A 25,373-nucleotide genomic window follows, 5' to 3' on the forward strand; every position below is an offset into this window, starting at 1 on the left:
GCTACCTTATGCCTGATCTATTCCGCGCCCGATTTACTGCTCGCCTTATAAGGCATCAAGGTCTTTTGCGCGTAATACAAACACACCGTGGCCGCCGCGTTCAAATTCCTGCCACTGAAATGGTAGCTGCGGATGCGCATCCGCCAGCGCAGGCCAGCTGTTGCCCACTTCAACCACCAGCACACCATCATCCGTTAAATGATCACGCGCCTGTTTTAACATAATCCGCACCAGATCCAGGCCATCGTTGCCCGCGGCTAATGCCAGCTCCGGCTCATGGTGAAACTCATCTGGCAAACACGCCATATCATCGGCATCCACATACGGTGGATTCGACACAATCAGATCATAGCGCCCATGTGCCGCTGAGAATAAATCCGACTGCAATGCCACCACCCGGTCGTGAACCTCCAGGCGCTGAATATTCTCCTCGGCAACCGCCAGCGCATCAAAGGAGATATCCAATAACTCCACCTCGGCGTCCGGAAACTGCATCGCGCAGGCAATACCAATACAACCGCTGCCCGTGCATAAATCCATAATGCGCTTTGGCTGATGTTGCAGCCAGGGCTGAAAGTTAGTCTCAATCAGCTCAGCAATTGGGGAACGCGGAATCAACACCCGCTCATCCACCAGATACGGCAAGCCGCAGAACCAGGCTTCACCCACCAAATACGGCGCTGGTACGCGCTGTTCAATACGAGTCACCAACAGAGATACCACGGTTTCGCGCTCACTGCGGGTTAAGCGACAGTCGCGCCACTGATCAGCCTGATTCCAGGGCAACCCTAATGCATGGGTTACCAGCAGTACCGACTCATCCTGCGGGTTGTCCGTACCATGACCAAAATAAATGCCCGCTTCCGCCATACGGCTCACCGACCAACGCACCAAATCCTGCACCGTAAGCAGCTGCTCAATGGCTTCAACGGCCTGTTGCTGAAGGGAAAGATCATCGCTCTGAAGTTCGAGTACGGACACCGGGATTCCTGTTGATTGGATCACTGAAAAGCGCGCTAGTGTACCTTGTTTGCCCTAACAACGCACTTTCGCTATCAGCAAGTTCGGCTTAATAGCGATTGGGCGATGTAAGGCCAAGGTGGTTATTGATATTCAGCACATAGTTGAAGACAATCACCCCTTGCAACTAACCATAGTTGCAGATCAATTGTTTGAATTCTATACTCTGATTTTTCAGGACGAAAAAGAGCTAGCCATGGGCAAACAAGAGAAGCTATTGAGTAAGCTTAGCGATTCAAGAAAGGTTTTCCCCTGGAGTGATCTGGTGACGCTACTGTCACAACTTGGCTATGAGAAAAAGGAAATGTCTGGCTCTCGGGTTCGCTTTTATCACCAGAGGAATGATGCTTTATTATTGCTACATAAGCCTCATCCTGAAAATGAAATAAAAGGCGGCGCTTTAAAATCGGTTAAAGCCCATCTCAAGCAAGAAGGCTGGTTATGACTTATTTACGCTATAAAAACTATTTAGGCACCATCGAGCCTGAGCTGGAAAGCAACACCTTATTCGGCAAGCTGGCGTTTATCCGGGATACGGTCACCTATGAAGCCATCACGCTGAAAGAGTTAGAGAAAGAATTTCAGCGCTCTGTCGATGAATACCTAATATCGTGCGAGGAGCTTGGCCGCACACCTCAGATTCCTTGCAAAGGCTCATTTAATATCCGCACTGGAGAAGAGCTACACCGTGAGGCAGTGCTTGCCGCAGAAGGTCAAAGTCTGAATGCTTTTGTTTGTGACGCCATTCGTGAAAAGATCGCCAGATCTCATTCAACTACGTAATTACGGCCTCTGCCCTAAGCCATACAAGCTACTGGCACCCTTCTGTTCAAATGCATCCAGCGCTTCACTGGCGATATGGCGCCCCAATCGAATCATCTCGTCAGCGCGGTAAAACTCATAAAACTCGCAGCAGGTTGCCGGAACACGCATCAGTAAGTCTGGCTGGTAACCAGCGGTTTTAAAGCCGGATAACGAAGCCTGCATCACTTCAAACATCTGATTGAGAATTTCCAGCTTACCCAGATTCTCCTGAGCCAGATGCGGTGCACTCTGTTTAACCGGTGCGTCTTCTGACGGAGCCAACGCTTCTTTTGACGTGGCGGGTTTATTATCAAAGTGATCCAGAATTTGCCCGGCTTTATCCAAGGCTGTATTCACCACACCGTCAAACCAATCACTTTTTTGCTCCGGGCTGGGCTGCGGCTCAGGTGCAAAATCCGCTGGCATCGGAATATCCGCATTCAGATCCACCGCCATAATAAAATCCGCGTGGGCTGAAACACACGGCGCTATCGGCAATGGATTCAACACGCCACCGTCCACCAGCATACGTCCGTTACTGATCACAGGTGTGAGCAGACTGGGGATGGCCGCCGACGCCCGAATGGCTTTATTTAAGGAACCTTTCTGAAACCACAATTCTTTTTTATGCGTCAGATCAGTCGCTACGGCAGTAAACGGAAGTTGCAGATCTTCTATCTGAACGCCGTCCAACATATCGTCCAGCGTATTAAAAATGCGGTCGCCACGGATAGCACCATTCGATACCAGGCTAAAGTCCACCAGCTTTAAGACCTTCAGATACGTCAGATCAGTGACCCATTCACGAAAAGCCTCCAGCCGCCCGGCGGCATAGAAACCACCAACGATGGCCCCCATTGAACAACCGGAGATTGAAGTAATGTCGTATCCCCGTGCCAGCACTTCATCAATCACACCAATATGGGTGTAACCTCTTGCCCCACCACTGCCGAGGCACAAAGAGACGGTTTTTCCGTTTGTTTGCATAGATGATTGATCATTCATCGACAAAGTCCTTAAGGTAAAAAGTCCTTGAGGTAAACAATAACAAGCTATAGAGCAATTAGCGTTGAGGCCAGAAAACGTAGCGCAACCTAGGCTCCAACCCGGAATCCGGTGCCGGACTCAACGCTCCCTGGCCGAGAATATTTAACTCTCGCTGACCGTTATAGGTCGCCACACGCAATTGCTTTGCCAGACGTTCGGAGCAACGCAGATTATCGCTCATCTGGCTGGCGTCGTAGCAATGCACCATCAGATACAAACGACGCTTATCACTGGCCGACAAGCCGCTCAGCACCTGAATCAGATTGCCACTGTCTTCCTGCTGCAACATGCCATTGTCAACCACCAGCCCGGGGAGCCAACCGGCACTATGGCGTAAGGCGGCCTGAATCTGAGTTTGAGTGACCAGCTTCAGACTGACCTCTTCTGTTGTATCAAAACGATCCAGCGCCACATAAACCTGACCAGAACCGCGCTGCACCACATATGCAACCCAAACACGATTCAGGCCATTCTCCATGGTCTGCAAGGCAGCCCAATAACGCTGATTGGCTTCACGCCCCACTAAACGGCTGTTATCAAACACATCGTTAGCCCAGAAATGACTGCTGCCACAATCCAGTCCACGGCATTGATATAAACGCTCAAGTGGCTGGAACTGAGCGGCAAAATAATCGCTTACCTCGTTCAGTGAAAACTCTGGTTCAACCGCCCAGTAACGTCGCCATAGCTGGCCACTTAAGCGTTTTTCCTGTTCACCATAGGTTGTTGCCCGTGTGCGTTTGAGCTCTGACAGAACCAGCCGGTAATGATTCACATCCGACTGGCTGTCTTGTAGCAGCCGCGCGGGTTGAAACGCATCAACCGATACCGATGTATCGGCATGTAGCGGAACACTCAATGCACTTATACTGAATGCACTTAAAACCAATACAACAATCCGGGTGATGCTCATTAACGGCTGCCTGTTCAAAATAACGCTATGGAACTTAAGCCCCAGTCTGTCATCAAATTGGGATACTGCCTATACTGGCCAGAACGTTATATTCACTTTTTTACGCTTTATTCTGGAGATCCGAATGTCTGACCCGAGATGCCCGAAATGTGATTGCGAAGGTATTGAACATTTTGCATCCAAACCCAGCACCGAAACCGCTAAAAACGGCACCCCATGGTTTTATGTGGTGTACTGCGATCAATGCGGTCATGTTCACGATATCATCAGCAAGCATTCATTCAGCGCCAATCAGTCTGCGTTTGTGATGCCCAATCTGCGTCGCTGATTCCGCTCAGGCGATAATTTGTTACACTCGCTCGCTTTCTACGATTGATTTTTCTTGGCGAGCGAATATGCCTACGGTATCTGCAAAACAAATTCTGCTGTTATGTGCTTCAACCATCACCTTGTCGGCGCTGCTATCCGGCTGCCAGTCATTAGCGGAAAAAAACGACCAACCCGCAGTCGAAATCCAACCAGCCAAAGTATTCAGCGCTGCCGAAAAACAACAATTCAGCCAGCAGGCCAGCCAGCTTTTTGAGGAATACAGCCAGTGGCAAGTTGAACAAAGTCCGGTATTAGCCAGTCAGCTGGGTGTAGCGCAGCAATTTAACTGGGACGATATTTCGCTGGAGGCGCATCAGAAGCGCAACAACCAGCTGCAGCAATTTCACCAACGCATGGCCGCCATCGATGAACAGGCATTAGACAAACAACAAGCAGCCAGTTACCAGACTTTATTACACCAGATTGAGTTTGAACGCTTAATCTCACCGCTGGCCTATTTGCAGGAGCCACTGGCAGATAGCGCCAACTCAAGCAGCCTCTACCGCCTTAGCAGCAATCAAAACTGGTTATTAGTTAGCCAGGATATTTTATTACACCATCATGCCATCAGTAACGTCGAAGACGCGCACGATTACATTGACCGGGTTGAAGCGCTGCCACAATTATTTAAACGCTGGCAGGAATGGCTGCAATGGCGTGAGCAGCAAGGAGTTATTTCAGAAAAAGCATTACTGCTGAAAAATCAGCAGCGGGCGCAACAATTCAGCAATCAATATCAGAAAATAAATGCCCGCAACAGTGAGCTTTGGCTGGATTTTAATCGCAAAGTTAAAGCACTGTCGCTGTACCCTTCATCCGAAAAAGTGCTGCTGAATAAACTCTATAAAACACTGACTAAAAAAGCACAACCGGCTTATCAGAAACTAGCGGATGAGTTGGAACGTCTGGCCAGCATTGCAACCGAAGAAAATACCCTGAGCAAACAACCACAAGGCATGCGTTACTACCAGTTATTAGCGGCGCATTATTCTCAAACCGAACTGGATGCTCACCATTTATTTCAACAATTATCTGAGCAATTAATCGACCACCAGCAGCAGTTTATTAATCTGGCGCAGGCATCGGGATTTGCTGGTGCCGAAAATCAAACGGACGCCAACGAAAAAGATACTCAGGCACATACACTGACTCAACTGCCGCAGGCATTTGCCTGGTTGGATCAACAGGCACAATCGTTTGCTTCTGACGATCCTGATTTAACCCGTCAAAAGCGTCGTGGATTTCAGCGCCAGTCATTGCAACAGCTAGCCAATGAGCTGCCTTATTATTTAGCCGCCATTCCACAAACACCATTGGATATTCATACGATTTATCCAACAGCCGTTGAGCGCCAGTTTCCTACTTTTAACAGCCACGACATCCTGTTAAATAATATGATGTACGGAACTCCGGGTCAGTTTATTCAAATGGCACTGGCTGATGAAAATCCGTCATTACCAGAGTTTCGCAATCAGCCGACCATGGCAGAATTTAACAGCGGCTGGCGTTTATATGCCATCCAACTGGCAGCAGAAAACAGCACGCAGCAGCAGGCGTTATTGCAGCTGTTATTTCAGCGTCAAATGATTCAGGAAATCGCCTCGGCCATTACCGACCTTGGACTTCATGGTAAAAGCTGGCCAGTTGCACAAGCGACCAGCTTTTTGCAGAGAAATACCAATTTAAATGAAGTTGCTGTTCAGCAGATAATTCGTGAGATTAAAGACAATCCGGCTACCACACTGCAAACCGTTATGGGCTACCAGCATATTGCTTCGCTGTTGCAACAAGCTCAGGAAAAACATGCTCATGCTGAACAAGCAGTTGTGATCAGTGATTGGTTAAAACTGGGAGCGGTTCCGGCCTTTAGTGCTGAACAGTATTTGTTAGATTAAAGGCCGGATTAACCAGATACAGAGCGAACGGGTTCAGAAACGCACCCGGACGCCAATCTGGGTGTAAGCATCGTCGCCCGGGCGGCTGGTCACTTTGGCATTGGTTTCATCCCGCCCTTCAATCGTGCGTAACCGGGTCTGACCCACTTCACCGGTGAGCCATAAATGACCGCGCCAGTGAAACTCACCACCAATACCAAAACGCCAGTTACGGTAATTCAGGCTGGCCGATTTACTCTGACCTTCAATCTCTTCACGCCAGACGCCTCCGGCCGGACGGATATGCAGGAAGGTAGACAATGATTTGCTCCAGCGGGTATCGACTCGGGTTCGCGGAAAACCCAGCAGCACTTGAGTATGACGACTGGCTTCCCACGAAACTGCCAACGCCGGGCGTGGGTTGTAATCACCAAAAGAACGATCAACCACCACGCCGTACTGCCAGAAGCTGCCATTATTACGATAACGACGGCCCAATAATTCAAGATTCAGCGCCAGGGCATCGGATTCAATTTTATTCAGGTCCGTCATTAAGCCCAGTTCGGCGTTAACCAGAAACTCGTTTTTACGGCTGCGGCGCTGCTGATACTGCAACGGCAGCGATATCCAATAATATTCACCTTGAGCAGCCGTTGTACCTTCCAGATCAAACTTGGTTTGATCAATATGGAAAAACGTACGGACTTTTTCCTGACGACTGCCACGATCTTCCAACGGCAGGGTTAAGCTGACCTGGCTGCTGGAAAATTCATCGCCAGCGCCGGACTCCGGCGACCCCGGCCCTTCGGATGTCACCAGCAAACCTGCCGTATTAGCCATCAACGGCATACTCGCGAGTAATGCCAACATAGCAACACTGCGTCGCACAACATTTTTCGCCTGATTGCCCATCATCAACATTCTTTTATCAGCCTTACTTATCAAATAATTCTTTATGGGTATCTTCAACACTGGCATAGCTGGCCAAAGCGCCGGTTCGGGCTTCGTTATTACGAACCTTATCCAGTGCCTGCAGCACTTCAGTGACATTTTCGAACCCTTCAACAATATCGGCCGGAGCACCGGTTTCCTTAAGCATGTCGGTATAAGCCGACACGTATTGGAGTGCTTCCTGCTCCTGAGCCCGGCGCTCAGCATTGCTGGGCAGATTCATGCCTTCGATAGCTGACAACGCCGTTAATAACGATTTAGCGCCTTCGGTATCGCCATCAACCGACTCATCCAGAATAAAGCGATTTAAAAAATGCACGGATTCAGAAACGGCGGATATTTTCTGATTGGGTAATACACCACCCAATTGTTGATACTCGCTGGAGCTCAGTAAGCCGCCCTCAAACAAACGCTGGGTCAGTTCAGGAATCTGATCGGAGCGAATCGGGCCGGAGAAAAATTCCGCCTGAATAGAATGTAATTGCCGGGATTTATAAGACAGCGACACACGGTCAGCATTACTGCTGTTCAGCTGGTCGATAAAGCGTCGGGCGGCAGATTCTTCTGATTTCTCACGCCCGGCACTATTAAGACTGGCATCAGAGCCGTTAGAAAATGAATTCAGTCGTCCGGATGAACCCGAACCGGAAGCGCCGGGATTAATATCCATACCTGTGTACCTGATTAAAACAATAATGTTCTGATCAGCAATTAACAGGCCAGCCCTCTGAAGGACAAAAATTAAGGGAAAAACAGAGAAGAAAACAGAGAAGAAAAACGAGAAAAGCGGCAAACAGCGGCCAAAACAGGCCTCCTCGTTTGCCGCTTTGGTTTATTCGGCTGGCTTTTTTAAAGCCTCGGCATCCAGTTTATCCGTGTCTTTGGTGATGCATTTGCGCAAACTGTGTACACCCAGATAAACAGTCCCCAATACCAGCGGCAATGCTACACCTTTCAATAAATCGGAATTTATCGATTCAATACCGGCTGCTTTAAGGCCGTCAAAACCAATCTCCAGCAGCGACAGAATATAATAACCAATCGCCACCACCGACAGGCCTTCAACCGTTTGCTGCAAGCGTAATTGCAGATGACTGCGGCGATCCATCGATGCTAATAACGATTGATTCTGCTCCTGAATGGATAAATCCACCCGAGTACGCAACATACTGGTGGTGCGGTGAATACGACGGGATAAATCTTCCAACCGGTCACGCACGGAATTACAGGTTTTAATACCCGGGGTTAACCGGCGCTCAAGGAATTCACGCAAACTCTGCACCCCATTAATTGGGGTTTCTCGCAGTTGATCGAGCCGGTCACGCACCAGATCGTGGTAGGCCACGGCGGCCGAAAAACGGAAGTTAGTATTCGAGCGATGGCCTTCCACATCCGCCGCCAACATCGACAATTCCTGCAGCAGAGTCCGTTCGTCTTTATCGGCTTCAATATCTGAAATACTTTCATTTAAGCGCGCCAAACCATCTTCGATACGGCTCAACTCGCCGCCTAACTTGCGCGCTACCGGCAACGCCATCAGCGACATCAAGCGGTAGGTTTCCAGCTCAAATAAACGCTGCACCAAACGCCCCATCTGATAAGGAGTGAGTTCGTTATTACAGGTAATAATGCGGCCAAAACCATCGTTATGCAGTTTAAAGGCGGTCCAGACTTCAGCACGGCCATCGGCCACCTGAGCACCAGAGGCGCGCTGCCCTTCCAACCAGCGATGGCGCTGCTGCTCGGTAGGTGGCTGATCAATCACTGCCATCTGCACCGCCACCACCAGTTCACCCGGCAAACTGGCAAGCCAGTCTTTGGGGATAAAGTTCAGCGCATCGGCGGAAAATGGCTCTACATCCGGGCAGATAAAGGTGAAGTTAGAAAATTCCAGATGGCGCTCCCAGCGCAATTCAAAACCACCAAAATCCTGATACAAACATGAGGAATCCGGGCCGGGAGCAGGCACACAAAAACGCTTACATAAATCCACCACATGCTCATGCAGGGCTTCACGATTGTCGTTTAATAACAGCGTAAAATGGGCAACCTGACAGTTGCCATGAATAATCGGCGACGGCCGGTTATGCAGCTCTTCATACAAAGAAGAACGCCATGGATGCACTTTTAGCGTTAACGACGAGGCACCAATATCCGGAGAATTGTCTTCCGCCGGATCGGCCAGCATTTCCTGAATTGCGTGTTTCATAACCTATCCCTAGCAGGCTTTATTCGTTTGGCGGCATTCTATCGGTATTCGTTGTGATGAAGCCAGCAATCGGCTGATTAACCTGAGATTCCATGCGCTCCATCAAGGCCTGTTGCCAATTGTGAATTGGCTTATCCAACTCATTACCTTGTGCCGCAGCCGAGGTTAACTGCTGTAGCGGCAGGTCGGCCAATAATTCTGTCATCGTCTGCTGCTGAGGGTCTGGCAACCAGCATAAACCACCCTCTTCGGACACCAACAACCAGTGTTTGTGTCGTGCTAACTGCAAAAACTGATCAATATCACGGGCATTAAACGCACGAGTTTGCTGCTCCAGCTGAGCCTGTGATAAAGGCTCTGCACGATGCTGAGCACTAACCAGCGCTTCGATTACTTTTAAGCGCAATAATAACGTCTGCCCCTGCACTTCACGGCGATTAAGATGGCCAAAATTAAAACTTAATTCAGCACCATAAATCACTAAATTCCAGCTGAAATACACCCAAATCAGGAACAGAGGCACCGCCGCAAAGGTGCCATAAATCAGCTGATACGATGGGAATAAACCAATAATTTGGGCAAACACGTATTTTGCTGTTTCAAATACCGTTGCCACAAACAATGCCGCAAATAACCCGTGTTGCCACGGCACTTTACAATTCGGCACCAATAAATACAGCGCCATTAACGCCACGGTACTGAAAAACCAGGGTAATAATCGGGCAATATCCGGAATATGTTGTGTTGCATCCGCCCACAAAGGCGCCGCGGCAATTAACGAGGAGGTCGCAAAGGCAGCACCAAAAAATAACGGCCCCAGGCTTAAAATGGCCCAATAACGTAAAAACACCGCGACACCCGAGCGCGACTGTTTAACATTCCAGATGCGATTAAATTGTTCTTCAATCGTGCGTAATAACAGCAAGACCGTAATAAATAATACCGCAACACCAATCCAGGTGAGTTTGCGCGCCTGCTGGCTGAAACGTGTCAGATAATCGCTGATCACTTCATTTCCCTGCGGCAACACATAACCCAGCAGCTGCTGGTTCACATCCTCACCCCAGTTCTGCAACGCCGGAATGGCACTTAACACTGAATAACTGACGGTAATTACGGGGACTAAGGCAAATAAAGTGGTGTACGTCATTGCCGCAGCATCCCGGCGGCGCTGTTGTTGCTCAAAGCGCTTCAGGCTAACCAGCAGCAATTGCAGCCACACACGGCCGTGATGCGAAATAGCCCGATAAATTGAACGAAATAAACGATCCATGGTGGTCCTTTTCAGAAATTCCAATACTCACGATGTTCAGGCGGCAATGATATACTGATACGCGTTTTTACCGAACTGAGCCATAAGATAAGGTGCACCAGCATGAGCGACATCCAGATTTATCACAACCCGCGCTGTTCAAAGTCCCGTCAGACACTGGCGTTATTGCAGGAACAGGGAATTGAACCGGGCATTATTGAGTACCTGAAAGACACTCCAAACGCTGATGAACTGAAACAGGTGCTGAACAAGCTGGGCATCTCCGCCCGCGAATTATTGCGCACCAAAGAAGATGCGTATAAAGAGCATGACCTGGCCGACCAAAGCAAAAGCGACGATGACATTATTGCCGCCATGATTGCCTCACCCAAGCTGATCGAACGCCCGATTGTGATTAATGGCGACCAGGCACGTATCGGCCGCCCACCCGAGCAAGTGCTGGAGATTCTCTGATGAGCGATGCCTACGTTCTGGTGCTGTATTACAGCCGCCATGGCAAAACCGCACAAATGGCGCAGCAGATTGCCCGCGGTGTTGAACAACAAAGTGGCATGCAGGCACGACTGCGTTGTGTGCCCGAGGTTTCTCCGGAGTGTGAAGCCAGCGCGCCACCCGTGCCGGAAACCGGTGCGGTTTATTGCTCGCTGGACGACCTGAAACATTGCTCAGGACTGGTGCTTGGCAGCCCAACCCGATTTGGCAATATGGCCGCACCGCTGAAATATTTCCTCGAAACCACCTCAAACCTATGGCTGACCGGCGCTTTAATCGACAAACCGGCCAGCGCCTTTACGTCTTCGTCGTCGTTACATGGCGGCCAGGAAAGCACCCTGCTGACCATGCTGATGCCATTGCTGCACCACGGCATGATTTACGCGGGCATCCCCTACAGTGAAGCCGGTTTAACTCAGACTCAGGCCGGTGGTACGCCTTACGGTGCCAGTCACTGGGCCGGTGCTGATAACAGCCACGAGCTGAGCGAAACCGAAATTGCCCTGTGCCGCGCACAAGGGCTGCGTGTTGCCAGACTGGCGCAGAAGTTACTGCCGCATGAGGCTGAATAAATGACCCGCAACGCTGAAAGTAAAAACACCCTCACCGCCTACGCCATGATGCTCAGTAGTTATCTGGTCACCGTGGTGATTCTGTTGGCCGAAACATTTTCCGATGCGCCTGAGAGTATTGACTCCGGCCTGATTTTCCTGGCATCTGGGCTTGGCATCTGGTTATTTAAAATTCTGCCGCTGCTGCTGTTTGTGCCCGGATTTTTCAGCCGCTCTCATAAATCGGCCGCCTGGCTGAGTTATGTTTCCATGCTGTATTTTATTCTGGCGGTATTACTGGCGTTTACCCCGGGCGCATCCCTCTGGGGCTGGAGCATGGTGTTTTCTACCATCGCCTTATTTATCAGCAGTATGTTATTTACCCGCTGGAAAAAAGCGGACGAGCGCTAGCGCCATATTTAAAATTTAAAAAATGATAAGAGAGATCCAACGATGAAATTATCGGTTTATTTATCCGGAGAAATTCACACCGACTGGCGTGATGATATTGCCAACGGCGTAAAAGAAGCTGGATTAGAGGTTGAACTGACCGGCCCGAATACCAATCATGCGGCATCCGATGACTGCGGCGATGAGATTTTAGGCAAAGAAGAAAATAACTTCTGGAAAGATCATAAAGCCGCGAAAATTAATGGCCTGCGTACCCGCAAGCTGATTGCTGACGCTGATATTGTTGTGGTTCGCTTTGGCGATAAATACAAACAGTGGAATGCCGCTTTTGATGCGGGTTACGCTGCGGCGTTAGGCAAGTCTGTGATCGTTCAGCACGACCCATCTCTGACTCATCCATTAAAAGAAGTGGATGCGGCGGCAATGGCTGTGTGTGAAACACCGGAGCAGGTGGTTGAAATTCTGAAATATATTAATCGTGATGGTTAATTATTAAGGCAGATAAAAGCCGGGAGTTTTGCTGGGTTGGCTCAGCAGGACAGCCCGGCTTTTTCAAAAGCCTTGCTCTAACCACCACATACAGCGTTAGTTCTTTTAAGGTGAGTTTTGAAAAATTATAAATTAAAACTATTTATCATTTTAATGAAAGAAAATAGATGGGGAATCATCTCTTTCTTCCTGGCAACTTCATTTTATGTAGCATTGGCTTACTTTTCTGCTGAAGAGAGGGTGCGTGTTGAATGTACCGTCACTGATAAAGGCGTGAGCTTTTCTGAAACCGGAAACATCCCAAATGTTAGGTGCAAGCTAGATAATGGAGTTACCATAGTCGTTTCAAATAAGTCCAGGCATTACGATATTGACGACGTAATTTTTGTAAACACACGGAAATCAAATATTAACCCATAAACTAGCCATTAGTGGGAGTTCCCTACCCCGCCTTCCTTAGCATCAACACCCCAACCGCAAAACAGCCAGCAATCGGAATAATACTCGCCCAGATCGGTTCAAAGCCAAACACAATACTGGCGGGTGCCAGTAGTTCCTCGGCGTATTTGTAGACCAGCCCCACCAGAATACCGGAGAAAATCCGCTGTCCAGGTGTGACCGCCCGCAGCGGGCCAAAAATAAAGGAGATACCCAGAATCACTAACGCAAAGGTGCCTAATGGCTGCGTGACTTTGCGCCAGAACGACAGCAAATAATTATCCGCGTTTAAGCCCTGCTCGGATAAATAACGGGTGTATTGGTACAGCCCGGAAATCGACATATCGCGTGGTAGCACCATCACCACGCTCAGGCTTTGTGGGGTTAAATCGGTTTCCCAATCCAGTGAATCAAACTGTTCGCGGCGAGTAGCATCGTCGTCGATATACACGTCGGTGACCTGCTCCATCTGCCAGTGGCGACGCTGGTATATCGCACGGTTGGCAGTACGAATGCGCTGCAGTTCGGCATCTTCATTAAATTCATACAAGGTCACGCCGTGCAGAACACCATTAGGTTCAATGGCGTTAAAGCGCATAAATTCGTTGCCTTCCCGGTGCCAGTAACCGCGCCCTTTATTAGAGTGGGTTTCCCCTTTGCCCTGGGCCACCGCCCGTTGTGACTGAGCAATACGCTCTAGCGAGGGAATAGCATATTCTGCCACCAGCATACTGATCACCATCAGTATCAGAACCGGTTTCATCACTGCCAGCATAATACGTGTCACCGACACCCCGGCAGCGCGCATCACGGTTAATTCACTGTTGGCAGCCATCGAGCCCAACCCGGCTAAACAGCCAATTAAACAGGCCATCGGCATATATTCATAGGCCCGGCGTGGCAGGCGCATACCAATAAACTGCAGTGCTTCAACAAACTGATAACTGCCTTTTAATCGCCCTAGTTCGTCAACCAGAGCAAACACCGCATCCAGGCCAATAATCACTACGACCACCATCAGGGTGGCGAATAACACGTTGCGGCCAACGTAGCTGTCGAGTCGTCTCATGCTGGCGGATCTCATAACTGCTTCACCTTATGACGACGTAACATTTCCGGAATGGTTAATAACCCAACACCAATGGCCAAATAGAGTAAATGCAGCCCCCAAATAGCGCCGTCCGGATGAATTTTGCCTTTCTCGATCATGCCGGTCAGGCCAATCATCAGCGAGATGTACACCATAAACAGCACAATGGCCGGAAACAGTTTGGCGAACTTGCCTTGGCGCGGGTTTACTTTGGATAAGGAAAACGCAATCAGGGTGACGATCGGCACCATCAGAATCAGAGAAATACGCCAGCGTAATTGCCCCTGATGTTTTTTATCCGCCGAGCCAATCAGATCCTGAGTCGGCACTGCTTCTTTACGCAGCTTACGGCGTTCTTCCGGTTCATCGGCAATTTTCACCCCGTACAAACCAAAATCTAAACTCTGAATATTCAGCTGGCCTAACGGCACGTCATAACGGCGACCATTATGCAGCTCTAAAAAGCGCGAGCCGGTTTCATCACTGACGTATTGCGTACCGCGCTCAGCGACCAATAAGGTTTCGCCATCAGCAATAAATACCCGGCGCATTTCCGATTTATCACCGGATAAACTTTCGGCGTACGTTACCCGGCTGCCCTTTTCGGTGCTCTGAAAACGCCCCGGAGCTAATAATTCAAACTCGGTCAGTTGTGATTGCTTTTTATACAGATCTTCCATTTTCTGCGCCCCCCAGGGGCTGAGAAACAAGGTAAAACTGGCCACAACTAATGTCAGTGCTGCTGCCGGGATCATGGTGTAACACAGCAGTTTCAGGTTAGAAAAGCCGGTGGCGGTTAATACCGTCATTTCACTTTCGGCGTACAGGCGCCCGTACGTCAGCAGAATGGAAATAAATAATGCCAGTGGCAGAATCATCTCCAGAAACGATGGCAGGCGTAACAGCAGGGTAAAAAAGACAATCTCCAGAGAGACTTCTCCGGCTGCGGCAGACGCCAGTTGGCGAATCAGGCGACCACTCATCAGAATCATCAGCAGCACGGATGTCACGGCTACCATAGAGCTGGCTAATTCCCTTGCCAGATAACGAAATAAAATCAAAACCAATAACCCTTCTTTACCGATACCCTTGTATTTCAAAAAACTGACAGCATCTATACTGTTTAGCTTATTTCTATCTAAGACCCCTGCAGGAGCATATATGCAATATCAGGTTTCCAACAATGCTGCCGCCGACGTTCAGGCGAGCTGTATTGTCGTCACTCTCGACCAGTCAGGCAAGTTATCTGACGCGGCACAAGCAATTAATAGCGCCAGCAATGGCTTTTTACAGGCACGCGTCGAAGCCGGAGACATCAGCGGCAAACTGGCCGAAACCTTATTGCTGCCCGGCGTAGCTGGCATCAGCGCTGCTCGTGTACTGTTGGTTGGCGTTGGTGACAAAGAACTGAACACCACCTCGGCCATCAAAGTGCTGGACGCCATTGCCAGTGCCACCAGCAAACAATCCGGTAGCGTGGCGGTAAGCCTCGCTCATTTAGCCGATAACACCCTGAACGAAGCCTGGTGGGCGGAACAAACCGCCATGGCGTTTGGCCGTGCGCAATATCGTTTTACCGCGACTAAGCCTGTAACTGAGACCGAAGCGGAAGAACAACCGAAACAAGCCGACACCCTGATCTGGCTGGGTGATGATGTCAGCAGCAGCTTAGAAAAAGGCGAAGCGGTTGCACAAGGCGTCAACTACGCCCGCGATTTAGGCAACCTGCCGGGCAATATCTGTACGCCGTCTTATCTGGCGGAAGAAGCCGAGAAACTGGCGGCCGACAATGCCAACGTCGAAACCATCGTCATCGACGAAGATCAGATGGAAGCCATGGGGGCCGGTGCGTTTGTCTCAGTGGCCAAAGGTTCTATCGAGCCGGGCAAGCTGATCATTATGAAATACCAGGGTGCGGATAACGCCGATGAAGCGCCGCATATGATTCTGGGTAAAGGCATTACCTTTGATACCGGCGGCATCAGCCTGAAGCCGGGCGCCAAAATGGATGAAATGAAGTACGACATGTGTGGTGCTGCATCCGTATTGGGTGCGATGCAAGCCATGGTTGCGCTGCAACCTAAGCAGAACATCATTGGCATGATCACCAGTGCCGAAAATATGCCGGCCGGTCATGCCTCCAAACCCGGCGATGTGGTTACCAGCTTATCGGGCAAGACTATCGAAATTCTTAATACCGACGCCGAAGGTCGTCTGGTGTTGTGTGATGCACTGACCTACGGCATCAACCACTTTAAACCGGCGTCTATCGTTGATATCGCCACCTTAACCGGTGCCTGTATGGCCGCATTGGGTGGAGTTAATTCTGGTTTATTCACTCAGGATGAAAGTCTGGCGGATGAGCTGCAAAACGCAGCGCGTTACTCCAACGATAAGGTCTGGCGTTTACCACTGGAAGACGACTATCAGGAACTGCTGGATACCAATTTTGCCGATATGGCGAATATTGGTGGCCCGCTAGCAGGCGCAACCACCGCCGCTTGCTTCCTGGCTCGCTTCACCGAAGGCACGCCATGGGCGCATCTGGATATTGCCGGTACTGCCTGGGGTGGCGCAGGTAAAAGCAAAGGTGCCAGCGGCCGTCCGGTTCCCTTATTGGTGAATTATTTACTGGCGAAATAGCCGGTTACTGAACTATTCACAAAACAACCCATAAAACAGCTCGGAGCCGCTAGCTTGGCTCTGAGTTGTTTTCGCACCTTTTCTGTCACATCTGCACACATCGTCTGGCTTATCCGGCTGCTACTATTCTGAATCTGATACACCGAATAACAATTCCTGAAAACCAAATACAACACCTAAAATCAAATAAACAACAGGACGCTTCCATGGCACTCAGTGACATCCTTAATGCCCGCTATTCCACCCGCGCCTTTAAAAAAGATCCGGTTGACCCGACCCTGCTCGAAGAAATTTTTGCATTAGCGCAACAATCGCCTTCCAACTGCAATGTTCAGCCATGGCAGACCTATGTTTTTTCAGGCGAGAAAAAAGACCAGTTAAAAAACAAATTAATTGCTGAGGTAATGAAGCAACAACCGCCTGAGCCGGACTTTAACTGGAAAATTGCCTACCAGGGCATTCACCGCGAACGCCAGTTTGGTTCAGCCAATGCACTTTATGGTGCAATGGGTATCGAGCGTGACGATAAAATGAAACGTAATATGGCGATGCTGCGCAACTGGGCATTTTTTGATGCGCCCCACGTTGCCTTTTTCACCATGGAAAAATACCTCGATATTATGGGTGCAGTAGATATTGGTATTTACGCACAAACCCTGACGCTATTATTAAAAGAGCGCGGCATTGATAGCTGTATGCAAGGTGCACTGGGGCAATTCCCGGGGCCGGTGCGTGAGTTTTTAAATCTGCCGGAAGAACAAGGTATTTTATTTGGTATGTCGTTTGGTTATGCTGATGACACGGCCGATGCCAATAAAGCGCGTACTGATCGGGCAGCGTTGAATGACGCAGTGACGTTTTTATAAAGCATCTGTTTTATTTTTGATTGGAATGCTCCAGCCAGGTTAACCAAACCCGCAAATCAAATTCCAGCTGGTGATAATCCGGCTCCATATGACAACAAAGCTGGTAAAAGGCTTTGTTGTGCTCCAGTTCTTTTAAATGCGCTAATTCGTGAACCACTATCATACGCAAGAAAGCTTCCGGCATTTCACGAAAGCGATTATCGATATGAATTTCTTTTTTCGCCACTAATTTACCGCCGTGTGCGCGGGATATACGCTTGTGCAAACCCAGCGCATTATAGGCCGGTGCTTTATCGCTGAATTCTACTTTGCTTAACGGAGCGGATTTACGTAGGTAACGGTTTTTCAGCTCGATGGTGTATTCATACAAAGCTTTATTGCTACGAATCGCGTGATATTGCGGATAGCGTTTTTGCAGCACCTTACCTAACGACCCCTCATCCAGCAGTTGCTGAACCTGACGGGTTAAATGTTCCGGGTAATGCTGAATGTATTTCAACGCCATCATCGCGATCCGTTATCACATTGGAATGTTTAGCTTTAACAAGCCCGGGCTGACCAGACAATTCGACCTAATACCGGGTTATCTTCCAGTGCCGTTAAATCTAATTCCCAGGCCGGATAATCACGGTTATCGCTTTCAACGGTCAGCTGATTACCCTGCTGTTTCAGACGTTTGGTGAGCAACCCCTGCTCGCTGTTTAATAAATACACGGCATTATTACGAACGTGACGTTGGGTCATATCCACCAGCACCTGATCGCCGTCACACAAGGTGGGCTCCATACTGTCACCATCGACGGTGACAAAGGCCAGTTGTTCACCACTGACACCCAGCTGGCGGGATAAAAACGATTTATTAAAGGTGAAATAATCTTCAACACCCTCAGAATCAGCCAGCGCACCACTACCAGCACTGGCTTTAACATCAAACATGGGGGCCAGCACCTGATCACCCGGATTCAGCACACCCGCCGGGTTAGCCCCGTCACTTTGTTCGCCGGTTAACAGCCAGGTGATATCAATGCGGTACTCGTTGTAAAGGTCTTGCAGGTACGCCATCGACGGGCGACCAGAACCGCGACAAATCCGGTAAATATGAGACGCGGATTTGCCAGTCATTTCTGCGAATTGTTTTTTATTGCCTCCAGCCAGTTGATCAACAACGGTTTGAAAGCGATAAGCCAGCGACATAAAAACTCCAATGCCTGCACAACGAATAGAAAAGCGGGCGATTATACTTGGCGACTAGCGCATAACCAGCCCACGGGCTGATTATTTTCGACGGCGGCGCTTGCCAGTAGATTGGCCATGGGCGCGTTGTTTGGCCCTGCGCTTTTGCGCAGTGCGGGTATTTTTACGATTCTCAGGAATTTCTTTGGTTAAATCCGGCTCATAGCCTTCCAGCCATTGTTGTGGCAAACGCTCATCGAGAATGACCTCAATTTCTTCCAGCAGATACTCTTCCCCTAAACTCATCAGAGTAATCGCCGTCCCCGTTTGCCCTGCTCGCCCGGTGCGGCCAATGCGGTGAATATAATCTTCGGCAATATAGGGCAAATCGAAATTAATCACGGTATTTAATGCCGGAATATCAATACCACGTGCCGCCACATCGGTTGCCACCAGCACCCGGGTATCACCACTGCGGAATTCCTCTAAGACACACTCTCTAGCACCCTGAGATTTATCCCCATGAATGGCCTTGGTGACCAGCCCGTCTTTACACATTTCTGCCGCCAAAGCATCCGCGCCTTGTTTGGTTTTGACAAAAATTAATACCTGATGCCAGTTTTTACTGCCGATTAAATGTGACACCAGTTCGCGCTTGCGGTCAGCATCCACCACATACACTTTTTGCTCAACCGTGGTTGCGGCGGTATTGCGGGCATCCACCTCAATCAGCTGCGGATCGTTGAGTAATTGTTTGCTGAGTTTAAAAATTTCGTCACTAAAAGTAGCGGAAAATAATAACGTCTGTCGCTCTTTTGGCAGGCGCTTCAGAATCTGCTGAATTTCATCCATAAACCCCATATCCAACATGCGGTCGGCTTCATCAAACACCAGTGTGTTTAACGCATCGAGACTGACGGCTTTTTTAAATAAGAAATCCAGCAGCCGCCCCGGTGTGGCAACCAATACATCCACGCCTTGTTTCAACGCCTCCAGTTGCGGATTGAGACTCACACCGCCATACGCCAGACCAACCTTCAACGACGAATATTGTGCGTATTGTTCAAAGCTCTGATGCACCTGCTGGGCGAGTTCCCGGGTCGGCACCAGAATCAGCGCTTGAACATGCGCCTGAGGCAGCTCCTGAGAAGCAGAATCAGACGATGGTGTTTGCTGCAGCAAGGCATCAAGGATCGGCAACGCAAACGCTGCTGTTTTCCCGGTGCCGGTTTGCGCTCCGGCCATCACATCATTACCCGACAGCACAACCGGAATAGCCTGCCGCTGAATAGGAGTCGGCTGGCTGTAATTCAGCGTTTGTAACGCTTGCTGTAGAACGGGGTTCAGCTGAGAAAAGGAAAAAGTCATAACCGGCGCTTGCAGAAAGAAAGCGCGCAGGTTACCACATGATTAACTATCAGCCGCTAATAACGCTTCAATATCGTTATCATTCGGCAAGGTAAAGCTTGAATAAATACTCACCACATGGCCATGGCGGTCGATCAGGTATTTATAAAAGTTCCACTTCGGTGCGGCTTGTTGACGTGCTACCTCCTGAAACAAAGGATGCGCCTGATCACCACGAACCGGTACCGTCGATAGCATGGTAAAACTAACGCCAAAGTTCTTAAAACACACCTCAGCGGCTTTGCTTTCATCCTGATCTTCCTGGTCAAACGAATCTGAGGAGACCCCAATCACTACCAGCCCTTTCTCTTTATATTTCTGATGAATAGCTTCCAGATCGGCAAACTGATCTGTAAATCCGCAATAACTGGCCGTGTTTACCAACAGAACCGGATGACCATCTGATACTGAGCACAAATCCAGTACGTTTGAACTGTGCAGCTGTTTCATCGCGTGCTGAAAAATGCCCGGGCAGGTTGCACCTTGTTCGTCAGCGGTGGCAGCAACGGCGATATTGCTCTGAAAGCCGCCCAGAGAACTGCTTAGCAGAGTGATAAAAATTGATAAGAAGTATTTCATGATCAGACTCCGAATCTATGCTCACATTCCCAATTTATATACAGGCCAAATTACATACAGGCCGAACTAAAACCTATACATATATTATACAAGATTCACAGCAGATGGTATCAATCACCGTCAGAGATGGATAATCAGCGACTAACAGGGAGAGTTAAGATACAAACAGACAAGGTCCGGATAGGGGCAAAAAGGATCAATGCACGGTTTCTTCAATCGCTTTTTCAGCTTTAGAGGCCGCCTGTCGACAGGGTTTCAGTGGTACATTCAGATTAGCATCGTGCTCGTCCAGAGGTGCCATCAGAAGTTCAACAAAGGGTTCTTCTTCTGTTGTAGAAGCGTGCAGTTTTTTCACGATGTGCTCTTTAAACCATGGTGTAAATACCATCGCCATCAGCACCGGGAGAGGAAACAGCCACCAAAGACTGTCAGCCAATTCGCCAAATATACTGGCTGTCATCATAGAATCGAATCCTTTCGAATTGATATTTTTGATGACTATAAAATAATCAGGCGAGTTTCTAAAGGTAATTTACGACACTCCTGAATCAATTCAGGCCATTCGTGTCATGCTAAAGTCGTATTCTGCCACGTTAGACCACGATGACGGAATACGACTTATAGAGATAATGCTCTTTGTAATCAGCCAACAAAGATCATTTTAGCCAGCAGTAACGCAGCGATAATCAGCACACTGGCATTTAACTCGTCACGCTTACCGCCCAGCAATTTAGCACCAGCATAGGTGATAAAGCCCAGTGTCACACCGTGTGCAATCGAAAAGGTCAGTGGAGTCATTAACAGAACCACAGCAACCGGTGCTGCTTCGGTTAAATCTTCCCATTCCACTTCTTTCAGAGTAAACATCATCAGTACAGACACATAGAAAATTGCGCCCGCCGTTGCATACGCCGGAATCATACCCGCCAGTGGTGCCAGGAAGATACTTAGCAGGAATAACACACCCACGGTTACTGCGGTTAAACCAGTACGACCACCCGCTGCCACACCGGAAGCGGATTCGATATAACTGGTCGTTGTTGAAGTACCTAACGCAGCACCAGCAACAGTTGCCGAGCTATCAGCCAGCAGAGCGCGTCCTAAACGAGGCACTTTGCCATCTTTTTCAACCAGACCAGCACGCTGGGTCACCGCAATCAAGGTACCAGAGGTATCAAACAGGTCGACAAACAGGAAAGCAAAAATAACGCTGACCATGGCCAGATCAAAGGCTGCTGCCAGATCCATCTGCATAAAGGTTGGTGCCAGTGATGGTGGCGCGGATACCACACCGGTGTATTCCACCTGACCGGCCAACAGACTGATTGCGGTAACGGCAAAAATCGCCAGCATCACCGCACCCGGCACATTACGCTGGATCAGAGCAATGATCATAAAGAAGCCAACCAGCGCCATACCCGGGCCAAAGTCACCCAGGTTGCCCAGGCTTACCAGCGTCGCCGGATGATCGACAATAATGCCGGCATTTTTCAGCGCAATTAACGCCAGGAAAGCACCAATACCCGCCGCAATGGCTTTTTTCAGCGTCATTGGGATGGCATTAATGATCCACTCACGCACCTGGAACAAGCTCAGCGCAATAAAGATCAGGCCCGAGAAGAATACCGCGGCCAGCGCTGTCTGCCAGCTATGACCCATACCCAGCACAACGCCATAAGTGAAGAAGGCGTTTAAGCCCATACCCGGTGCTAATGCCACTGGCAAATTGGCCCACAATCCCATGATAAAACAGCCAATGGCCGCCGCGACACAAGTCGCCACAAACACTGCTCCATGATCCATTCCGGCATCGGCCAACATCGCCGGGTTAATAAAGATGATATATGCCATGGTGAGATAGGTGGTCACCCCGGCAAGAATTTCAGTTTTTGGATTGGTGCCGAAACGAGTCAGCTGGAACAGTTTTTCGAGCATGAGAAGTTACTCAGATGATTATAATTTAGCGCCGCTGTTATTCAGATTGATCTGGAACAGCAAACAGATCCCGGCGGAGCATATAACGGATTCAGCCAAATCTCCAAGCATCTAATCTATTTTCCTGACCACTTTGGCAGGATTTATAACATCATGAAGAATTTCACGGCCCAGCAGGAAGACGTCAGTGCCGGTCTCCGCTAGAATAGCCGGTTTTGTTCAACCGAAAGACCCGGAGCCCCTCATGAGCCGCTACAGTCAGGAAATTAAAGACGCCATTCGTACCGTACCGAACTGGCCGGAAGATGGCGTAATGTTTCGCGATATTATGCCCCTGCTGCAGGATGCTCAGGTGTTTCGCATGCTGATCGACAGCTTTGTTCACCGTTATCAGGGGATGCAACTGGATGCCATCGCCGCCATTGATGCGCGTGGTTTTATTCTCGGTGCGCCGCTGGCTTACGAATTGGGCCTGAGCCTGGTTCCGGTTCGTAAAAAAGGCAAACTGCCGTTCAAAACCGTGACCCAGGATTATGATCTTGAATACGGCAGCGCCACCATTGAATTACACACAGATGCCTTTAAAGCCGGAGACCGGGTACTGGTGATGGACGATTTAATCGCCACCGGCGGCACCATGCTGGCAGCCTGTGAGCTGGTACGTAAACTGGGTGCCGAGGTCGTGGAAACGGCTGCGATTATTGACCTGCCCGATCTCAAAGGTGGCAGCAAACTGCGTGATGCGGGTTTTGATGTCTATGCCATCTGTGAATTTGATGGCCTGTAAGCACCCGAAATAATCCTTTACCTCTGAGCATAACCCATGACTATTCGCCACTTTGTGACTCATCACATCAGCAAAGAAAGCAACGATCCTGCGGCCACATTACAATGCAGTGAGCACGAAGCAGATCTTGATAACGAGCAAAGTGAACGCTTTTATTCTCAGGCCACCAGCCAGCTGAAAGGCATCCTGACACAACGTGGCAGCAAACGTTATGGTGCCTTTCACCCGGAAGTCACACTGGTGCGTGCTCAGATTCAGGACTGGAAAGGAGAGCGCCAGACCTTTTTGGCTCTAACACGTCGCATCAGTCAGCACTTTGCTAACAGCCTGGATAATACCCAGTTTGCCATCGATGGTTATCTGGCCTTTATCTATGAAGAACTGGCTGACAGTGATCGCTTGTACCTGTTCCACCTGCGCCGCAAGACCAGCGTGTCGATTAATGCCGATATGACCTTAAGCGAAACGCACTACATTGATTTCTCCAATACTGGCTTTGGCATGATGCTGAATCTGACCGACTGGCTGGTACAGGAAGAAGCCAAGTACATCACGTTCAGCTACGGCCGTTCCGATAAGCCAACTCAGAACCAATTCGCGGAATTTGTTGGTTTCACCGATACGCTGGACACCGCCGCCGAAACTGAAGAGTTTTTGCAGATTGTTGACGAGTTCAGCCAGGGTTTACCGGCGGAACAAAGCTACGAATACAAAAGCAAAGTGGTTGATTATTGCATGGAGCAAGACAAGCGCGGTGAACCGGTCGATTTCACCGATCTGGCCGACTACGTTGAATCACAAATGGAGTCCAAACCCGAATCCCGCAGCGGCGAAGACTTTTCACACTATATTGTTGAGAAACAAAAAGAACGCCAGGCCAGCAAACCGGCACTCACACCCGAGCAAATGGCAGAACAAGGGGCATCCACCGCCGATGTCGCCGAAGCGATTAAAACGGAATTAATTCCGGATCGTAAGAAATTAAAAAGCTTTATTCGCTACAGTGGTAAAAACAAAGACATCAGCCTGAGCTTTTCCGCTGCCATGCTGGAGCAGGATATTGTTTTTGATGGCGTCAATAACCGTCTGCAAATCAATAAGCTGCCGGAGTCACTGGTCAAACAACTGAAATCACGCGACAGCTCTGATTAATCGTTTAAAAGCTGAAAAATGTTTCAGCTTTTTTTACCGGCATTTTTGGCAATCCGTTCAACCACCCGGGAAGCTGCGACAAAACCAAAGGTACCCGTCACCATCGTCGCGGCACCAAAGCCGGAGGAGCAATCCAGTCGTGTGCTGTCACCAGCGAAGGATTTGGTCTGACACACACTGCCATCAGGCTGCGGATACGACAGCTGCTCGGTAGAAAACACACAGGGAATGGAATAATTACGCGAAGGGTTGCGTGAGAAATTATATTCCCGGCGCAGCAAAGAACGTACTTTACGCGCCAGAGGATCATTAAACGTCTTATTTAAATCACCAATCTGAATCTGGGTCGGGTCACTCTGCCCTCCCGCAGCACCGGTAGTAATAATGCGGATTTTATTACGCTTACAATGGGCGATCAGTGCTGCTTTATTTTTTACGCTGTCGATGCAATCAATCACATAATCCATCCCCGGATAAATCAACTCCTGCTGGTTATTGGCGGTAACAAACGCCATTTTGGAATGCACTACAATATCCGGATTTATAGCTTTCAGGCGCTCAGCAACGGCATCTGTTTTTAGCTGCCCTACTGTATTATTGAGTGTATGGATCTGACGATTGGTATTGGTGACACAAATATCATCCATATCAATCAGAGTGATTTCACCAATGCCGGAACGAGCCAAGGCTTCTGCTGCCCAGGAGCCAACACCACCAATCCCCACCACACACACATGCGCTTGCTGCAAACGCAGCAGGCCATCGGCACCGTATAAACGGCCAATACCACCAAAACGGTCCAGATAGTCACGAGATAAACTGGCAGGTGATAAATCGTCAGGCGATAAAACAGGGGAAGATTCGGGAGGTACTGCGCTCATCAGGGTCTCAACAACAGGG

At 49.3% G+C, this 25,373-nt stretch carries 29 protein-coding genes; 13 read left to right on the forward strand and 16 right to left on the reverse strand.

Translation table 11 applies throughout. The features are described 5' to 3' along the window. Positions 1 to 45 precede the first annotated feature (45 nt). Positions 46 to 981 carry a 50S ribosomal protein L3 N(5)-glutamine methyltransferase gene (gene prmB, locus ACO05E_RS00155; protein ID WP_419810981.1) on the reverse strand — a complete coding sequence of 312 codons (936 nt, stop codon included), beginning with the start codon at positions 979 to 981 and terminating at the stop codon, positions 46 to 48. 118 nt (positions 982 to 1,099) lie between these two features. Between prmB and ACO05E_RS00160 the strand changes: the two genes are divergently transcribed. Continuing rightward, positions 1,100 to 1,465 (forward strand): type II toxin-antitoxin system HicA family toxin, encoded by a 366-nt coding sequence (locus ACO05E_RS00160; protein WP_419810982.1) that lies wholly within the window; start codon positions 1,100 to 1,102, stop codon positions 1,463 to 1,465. Then, positions 1,462 to 1,803, forward strand: a complete 342-nt coding sequence (locus ACO05E_RS00165; RefSeq protein ID WP_419810983.1) for a type II toxin-antitoxin system HicB family antitoxin — start codon at positions 1,462 to 1,464, stop codon at positions 1,801 to 1,803. Before ACO05E_RS00160 ends, ACO05E_RS00165 begins: the two co-directional genes overlap by 4 nt. On the opposite strand, the gene ACO05E_RS00170 is transcribed toward ACO05E_RS00165, so the two are convergent. Both ACO05E_RS00170 and ACO05E_RS00175 read right to left on the reverse strand, forming a co-directional pair. Then, positions 1,804 to 2,829, reverse strand: a complete 1,026-nt coding sequence (locus ACO05E_RS00170) for a patatin-like phospholipase family protein (protein ID WP_419810984.1) — start codon at positions 2,827 to 2,829, stop codon at positions 1,804 to 1,806. It lies immediately after the preceding gene. A 58-nt stretch (positions 2,830 to 2,887) separates the two neighbouring features. Beyond that, positions 2,888 to 3,784 carry a DUF4892 domain-containing protein gene (locus tag ACO05E_RS00175; RefSeq protein WP_419810985.1) on the reverse strand — a complete coding sequence of 299 codons (897 nt, stop codon included), beginning with the start codon at positions 3,782 to 3,784 and terminating at the stop codon, positions 2,888 to 2,890. A gap of 124 nt (positions 3,785 to 3,908) precedes the next feature. Between ACO05E_RS00175 and ACO05E_RS00180 the strand changes: the two genes are divergently transcribed. Further along, complete coding sequence (locus ACO05E_RS00180; RefSeq protein ID WP_419810986.1) at positions 3,909 to 4,112, forward strand: transcriptional regulator; 204 nt, start codon at positions 3,909 to 3,911, stop codon at positions 4,110 to 4,112. Positions 4,113 to 4,179: 67 nt separating this feature from the next. Beyond that, positions 4,180 to 6,048, forward strand: a complete 1,869-nt coding sequence (locus ACO05E_RS00185; protein WP_419810987.1) for a DUF885 family protein — start codon at positions 4,180 to 4,182, stop codon at positions 6,046 to 6,048. A gap of 33 nt (positions 6,049 to 6,081) precedes the next feature. Here the strand turns inward: ACO05E_RS00185 and ACO05E_RS00190 are convergent, their stop codons facing one another. The 4 genes from ACO05E_RS00190 to ACO05E_RS00205 form a co-directional block, all read right to left on the reverse strand. Further along, a complete protein-coding gene (locus ACO05E_RS00190; RefSeq protein WP_419810988.1) occupies positions 6,082 to 6,948 on the reverse strand; it encodes a DUF6268 family outer membrane beta-barrel protein in 867 nt (288 codons plus the stop codon). Between the two features lie 13 nt (positions 6,949 to 6,961). Further along, the gene (locus tag ACO05E_RS00195; protein WP_419810989.1) at positions 6,962 to 7,648 is read right to left on the reverse strand and encodes a hypothetical protein; all 687 of its coding nucleotides are present in this window, start codon (positions 7,646 to 7,648) and stop codon (positions 6,962 to 6,964) included. A gap of 162 nt (positions 7,649 to 7,810) precedes the next feature. After that, the gene (locus ACO05E_RS00200; RefSeq protein WP_419810990.1) at positions 7,811 to 9,187 is read right to left on the reverse strand and encodes a DUF3422 family protein; all 1,377 of its coding nucleotides are present in this window, start codon (positions 9,185 to 9,187) and stop codon (positions 7,811 to 7,813) included. A 19-nt stretch (positions 9,188 to 9,206) separates the two neighbouring features. Further along, positions 9,207 to 10,460 carry a YihY family inner membrane protein gene (locus ACO05E_RS00205; RefSeq protein ID WP_419810991.1) on the reverse strand — a complete coding sequence of 418 codons (1,254 nt, stop codon included), beginning with the start codon at positions 10,458 to 10,460 and terminating at the stop codon, positions 9,207 to 9,209. A gap of 102 nt (positions 10,461 to 10,562) precedes the next feature. Here ACO05E_RS00205 and arsC point away from each other — a divergent pair, with 102 nt between their 5' ends. The 5 genes from arsC (at position 10,563) to ACO05E_RS00230 (ending at position 12,823) form a co-directional block, all read left to right on the forward strand. Beyond that, positions 10,563 to 10,913 (forward strand): arsenate reductase (glutaredoxin), encoded by a 351-nt coding sequence (gene arsC / locus ACO05E_RS00210; RefSeq protein ID WP_419810992.1) that lies wholly within the window; start codon positions 10,563 to 10,565, stop codon positions 10,911 to 10,913. Then, entirely contained in the window at positions 10,913 to 11,524 is a 612-nt protein-coding gene (gene wrbA / locus ACO05E_RS00215) for an NAD(P)H:quinone oxidoreductase (RefSeq protein ID WP_255856836.1), read from the forward strand. Before arsC ends, wrbA begins: the two co-directional genes overlap by 1 nt. Continuing rightward, positions 11,525 to 11,914, forward strand: a complete 390-nt coding sequence (locus tag ACO05E_RS00220; RefSeq protein WP_419810993.1) for a DUF2069 domain-containing protein — start codon at positions 11,525 to 11,527, stop codon at positions 11,912 to 11,914. Positions 11,915 to 11,956: 42 nt separating this feature from the next. After that, positions 11,957 to 12,403, forward strand: a complete 447-nt coding sequence (locus ACO05E_RS00225; protein ID WP_419810994.1) for a YtoQ family protein — start codon at positions 11,957 to 11,959, stop codon at positions 12,401 to 12,403. A gap of 117 nt (positions 12,404 to 12,520) precedes the next feature. After that, complete coding sequence (locus tag ACO05E_RS00230) at positions 12,521 to 12,823, forward strand: hypothetical protein (RefSeq protein WP_419810995.1); 303 nt, start codon at positions 12,521 to 12,523, stop codon at positions 12,821 to 12,823. 22 nt (positions 12,824 to 12,845) lie between these two features. Here the strand turns inward: ACO05E_RS00230 and lptG are convergent, their stop codons facing one another. Both lptG and lptF read right to left on the reverse strand, forming a co-directional pair. After that, entirely contained in the window at positions 12,846 to 13,925 is a 1,080-nt protein-coding gene (lptG, locus tag ACO05E_RS00235; RefSeq protein WP_255856840.1) for an LPS export ABC transporter permease LptG, read from the reverse strand. Further along, a complete protein-coding gene (lptF, locus tag ACO05E_RS00240; RefSeq protein ID WP_419810996.1) occupies positions 13,922 to 14,992 on the reverse strand; it encodes an LPS export ABC transporter permease LptF in 1,071 nt (356 codons plus the stop codon). Before lptF ends, lptG begins: the two co-directional genes overlap by 4 nt. Before the next feature lie 100 nt (positions 14,993 to 15,092). On the opposite strand from lptF, the gene ACO05E_RS00245 reads away from it, so the two are divergent. Together ACO05E_RS00245 and ACO05E_RS00250 are read left to right on the forward strand one after the other, a co-directional pair. After that, complete coding sequence (locus ACO05E_RS00245) at positions 15,093 to 16,574, forward strand: leucyl aminopeptidase (protein ID WP_419810997.1); 1,482 nt, start codon at positions 15,093 to 15,095, stop codon at positions 16,572 to 16,574. A 206-nt stretch (positions 16,575 to 16,780) separates the two neighbouring features. After that, positions 16,781 to 17,440: a nitroreductase gene (locus tag ACO05E_RS00250; RefSeq protein ID WP_419810998.1), complete on the forward strand. Its 660-nt coding sequence runs from the start codon at positions 16,781 to 16,783 to the stop codon at positions 17,438 to 17,440. Positions 17,441 to 17,450: 10 nt separating this feature from the next. Here the strand turns inward: ACO05E_RS00250 and ACO05E_RS00255 are convergent, their stop codons facing one another. The 6 genes from ACO05E_RS00255 to ACO05E_RS00280 form a co-directional block, all read right to left on the reverse strand. Beyond that, entirely contained in the window at positions 17,451 to 17,948 is a 498-nt protein-coding gene (locus ACO05E_RS00255; protein ID WP_419810999.1) for a M48 family metallopeptidase, read from the reverse strand. Between the two features lie 32 nt (positions 17,949 to 17,980). Then, positions 17,981 to 18,634: an XRE family transcriptional regulator gene (locus tag ACO05E_RS00260; protein ID WP_419811000.1), complete on the reverse strand. Its 654-nt coding sequence runs from the start codon at positions 18,632 to 18,634 to the stop codon at positions 17,981 to 17,983. Between the two features lie 81 nt (positions 18,635 to 18,715). After that, positions 18,716 to 19,981, reverse strand: a complete 1,266-nt coding sequence (locus ACO05E_RS00265) for a DEAD/DEAH box helicase (protein ID WP_419811001.1) — start codon at positions 19,979 to 19,981, stop codon at positions 18,716 to 18,718. A 42-nt stretch (positions 19,982 to 20,023) separates the two neighbouring features. Next, positions 20,024 to 20,599 carry a glutathione peroxidase gene (locus ACO05E_RS00270; RefSeq protein WP_419811002.1) on the reverse strand — a complete coding sequence of 192 codons (576 nt, stop codon included), beginning with the start codon at positions 20,597 to 20,599 and terminating at the stop codon, positions 20,024 to 20,026. Between the two features lie 196 nt (positions 20,600 to 20,795). Beyond that, positions 20,796 to 21,062, reverse strand: a complete 267-nt coding sequence (locus tag ACO05E_RS00275) for a hypothetical protein (protein WP_419811003.1) — start codon at positions 21,060 to 21,062, stop codon at positions 20,796 to 20,798. Between the two features lie 179 nt (positions 21,063 to 21,241). Continuing rightward, positions 21,242 to 22,534, reverse strand: a complete 1,293-nt coding sequence (locus ACO05E_RS00280; RefSeq protein ID WP_419811004.1) for an NCS2 family permease — start codon at positions 22,532 to 22,534, stop codon at positions 21,242 to 21,244. A gap of 244 nt (positions 22,535 to 22,778) precedes the next feature. On the opposite strand from ACO05E_RS00280, the gene ACO05E_RS00285 reads away from it, so the two are divergent. Then, positions 22,779 to 23,321 carry an adenine phosphoribosyltransferase gene (locus ACO05E_RS00285; protein WP_419811005.1) on the forward strand — a complete coding sequence of 181 codons (543 nt, stop codon included), beginning with the start codon at positions 22,779 to 22,781 and terminating at the stop codon, positions 23,319 to 23,321. A gap of 36 nt (positions 23,322 to 23,357) precedes the next feature. Then, positions 23,358 to 24,473 (forward strand): nucleoid-associated protein, encoded by a 1,116-nt coding sequence (locus ACO05E_RS00290; protein ID WP_419811006.1) that lies wholly within the window; start codon positions 23,358 to 23,360, stop codon positions 24,471 to 24,473. 23 nt (positions 24,474 to 24,496) lie between these two features. Here ACO05E_RS00290 and tcdA read toward each other — a convergent pair whose 3' ends face one another. Further along, positions 24,497 to 25,354: a tRNA cyclic N6-threonylcarbamoyladenosine(37) synthase TcdA gene (gene tcdA, locus ACO05E_RS00295; protein WP_419811007.1), complete on the reverse strand. Its 858-nt coding sequence runs from the start codon at positions 25,352 to 25,354 to the stop codon at positions 24,497 to 24,499. Between the last annotated feature and the right edge of the window lie 19 nt (positions 25,355 to 25,373).

The organism is Bacterioplanoides sp. (assembly GCF_965226395.1).
Lineage (GTDB): Bacteria > Pseudomonadota > Gammaproteobacteria > Pseudomonadales > Oceanobacteraceae > Bacterioplanoides.

What these genes read in the sequence shown, in the direction of transcription:
- ACO05E_RS00275 (WP_419811003.1), bottom strand. Translation starts at nt 21,062, where the DNA reads ATGATGACAGCCAGTATATTTGGCGAATTGGCTGACAGTCTTTGGTGG.
- ACO05E_RS00200 (WP_419810990.1), bottom strand. Translation starts at nt 9,187, where the DNA reads ATGAAACACGCAATTCAGGAAATGCTGGCCGATCCGGCGGAAGACAAT.
- ACO05E_RS00270 (WP_419811002.1), bottom strand. Translation starts at nt 20,599, where the DNA reads ATGAAATACTTCTTATCAATTTTTATCACTCTGCTAAGCAGTTCTCTG.
- lptG (WP_255856840.1), bottom strand. Translation starts at nt 13,925, where the DNA reads ATGAGATCCGCCAGCATGAGACGACTCGACAGCTACGTTGGCCGCAAC.
- arsC (WP_419810992.1), top strand. Translation starts at nt 10,563, where the DNA reads ATGAGCGACATCCAGATTTATCACAACCCGCGCTGTTCAAAGTCCCGT.
- ACO05E_RS00255 (WP_419810999.1), bottom strand. Translation starts at nt 17,948, where the DNA reads ATGATGGCGTTGAAATACATTCAGCATTACCCGGAACATTTAACCCGT.
- ACO05E_RS00175 (WP_419810985.1), bottom strand. Translation starts at nt 3,784, where the DNA reads ATGAGCATCACCCGGATTGTTGTATTGGTTTTAAGTGCATTCAGTATA.
- wrbA (WP_255856836.1), top strand. Translation starts at nt 10,913, where the DNA reads ATGAGCGATGCCTACGTTCTGGTGCTGTATTACAGCCGCCATGGCAAA.
- ACO05E_RS00280 (WP_419811004.1), bottom strand. Translation starts at nt 22,534, where the DNA reads ATGCTCGAAAAACTGTTCCAGCTGACTCGTTTCGGCACCAATCCAAAA.
- ACO05E_RS00170 (WP_419810984.1), bottom strand. Translation starts at nt 2,829, where the DNA reads ATGAATGATCAATCATCTATGCAAACAAACGGAAAAACCGTCTCTTTG.
- ACO05E_RS00290 (WP_419811006.1), top strand. Translation starts at nt 23,358, where the DNA reads ATGACTATTCGCCACTTTGTGACTCATCACATCAGCAAAGAAAGCAAC.
- ACO05E_RS00180 (WP_419810986.1), top strand. Translation starts at nt 3,909, where the DNA reads ATGTCTGACCCGAGATGCCCGAAATGTGATTGCGAAGGTATTGAACAT.
- ACO05E_RS00260 (WP_419811000.1), bottom strand. Translation starts at nt 18,634, where the DNA reads ATGTCGCTGGCTTATCGCTTTCAAACCGTTGTTGATCAACTGGCTGGA.
- ACO05E_RS00245 (WP_419810997.1), top strand. Translation starts at nt 15,093, where the DNA reads ATGCAATATCAGGTTTCCAACAATGCTGCCGCCGACGTTCAGGCGAGC.
- ACO05E_RS00225 (WP_419810994.1), top strand. Translation starts at nt 11,957, where the DNA reads ATGAAATTATCGGTTTATTTATCCGGAGAAATTCACACCGACTGGCGT.
- ACO05E_RS00190 (WP_419810988.1), bottom strand. Translation starts at nt 6,948, where the DNA reads ATGTTGATGATGGGCAATCAGGCGAAAAATGTTGTGCGACGCAGTGTT.
- ACO05E_RS00265 (WP_419811001.1), bottom strand. Translation starts at nt 19,981, where the DNA reads ATGACTTTTTCCTTTTCTCAGCTGAACCCCGTTCTACAGCAAGCGTTA.
- ACO05E_RS00205 (WP_419810991.1), bottom strand. Translation starts at nt 10,460, where the DNA reads ATGGATCGTTTATTTCGTTCAATTTATCGGGCTATTTCGCATCACGGC.
- ACO05E_RS00220 (WP_419810993.1), top strand. Translation starts at nt 11,525, where the DNA reads ATGACCCGCAACGCTGAAAGTAAAAACACCCTCACCGCCTACGCCATG.
- ACO05E_RS00285 (WP_419811005.1), top strand. Translation starts at nt 22,779, where the DNA reads ATGAGCCGCTACAGTCAGGAAATTAAAGACGCCATTCGTACCGTACCG.
- ACO05E_RS00250 (WP_419810998.1), top strand. Translation starts at nt 16,781, where the DNA reads ATGGCACTCAGTGACATCCTTAATGCCCGCTATTCCACCCGCGCCTTT.
- tcdA (WP_419811007.1), bottom strand. Translation starts at nt 25,354, where the DNA reads ATGAGCGCAGTACCTCCCGAATCTTCCCCTGTTTTATCGCCTGACGAT.
- ACO05E_RS00165 (WP_419810983.1), top strand. Translation starts at nt 1,462, where the DNA reads ATGACTTATTTACGCTATAAAAACTATTTAGGCACCATCGAGCCTGAG.
- ACO05E_RS00185 (WP_419810987.1), top strand. Translation starts at nt 4,180, where the DNA reads ATGCCTACGGTATCTGCAAAACAAATTCTGCTGTTATGTGCTTCAACC.
- ACO05E_RS00195 (WP_419810989.1), bottom strand. Translation starts at nt 7,648, where the DNA reads ATGGATATTAATCCCGGCGCTTCCGGTTCGGGTTCATCCGGACGACTG.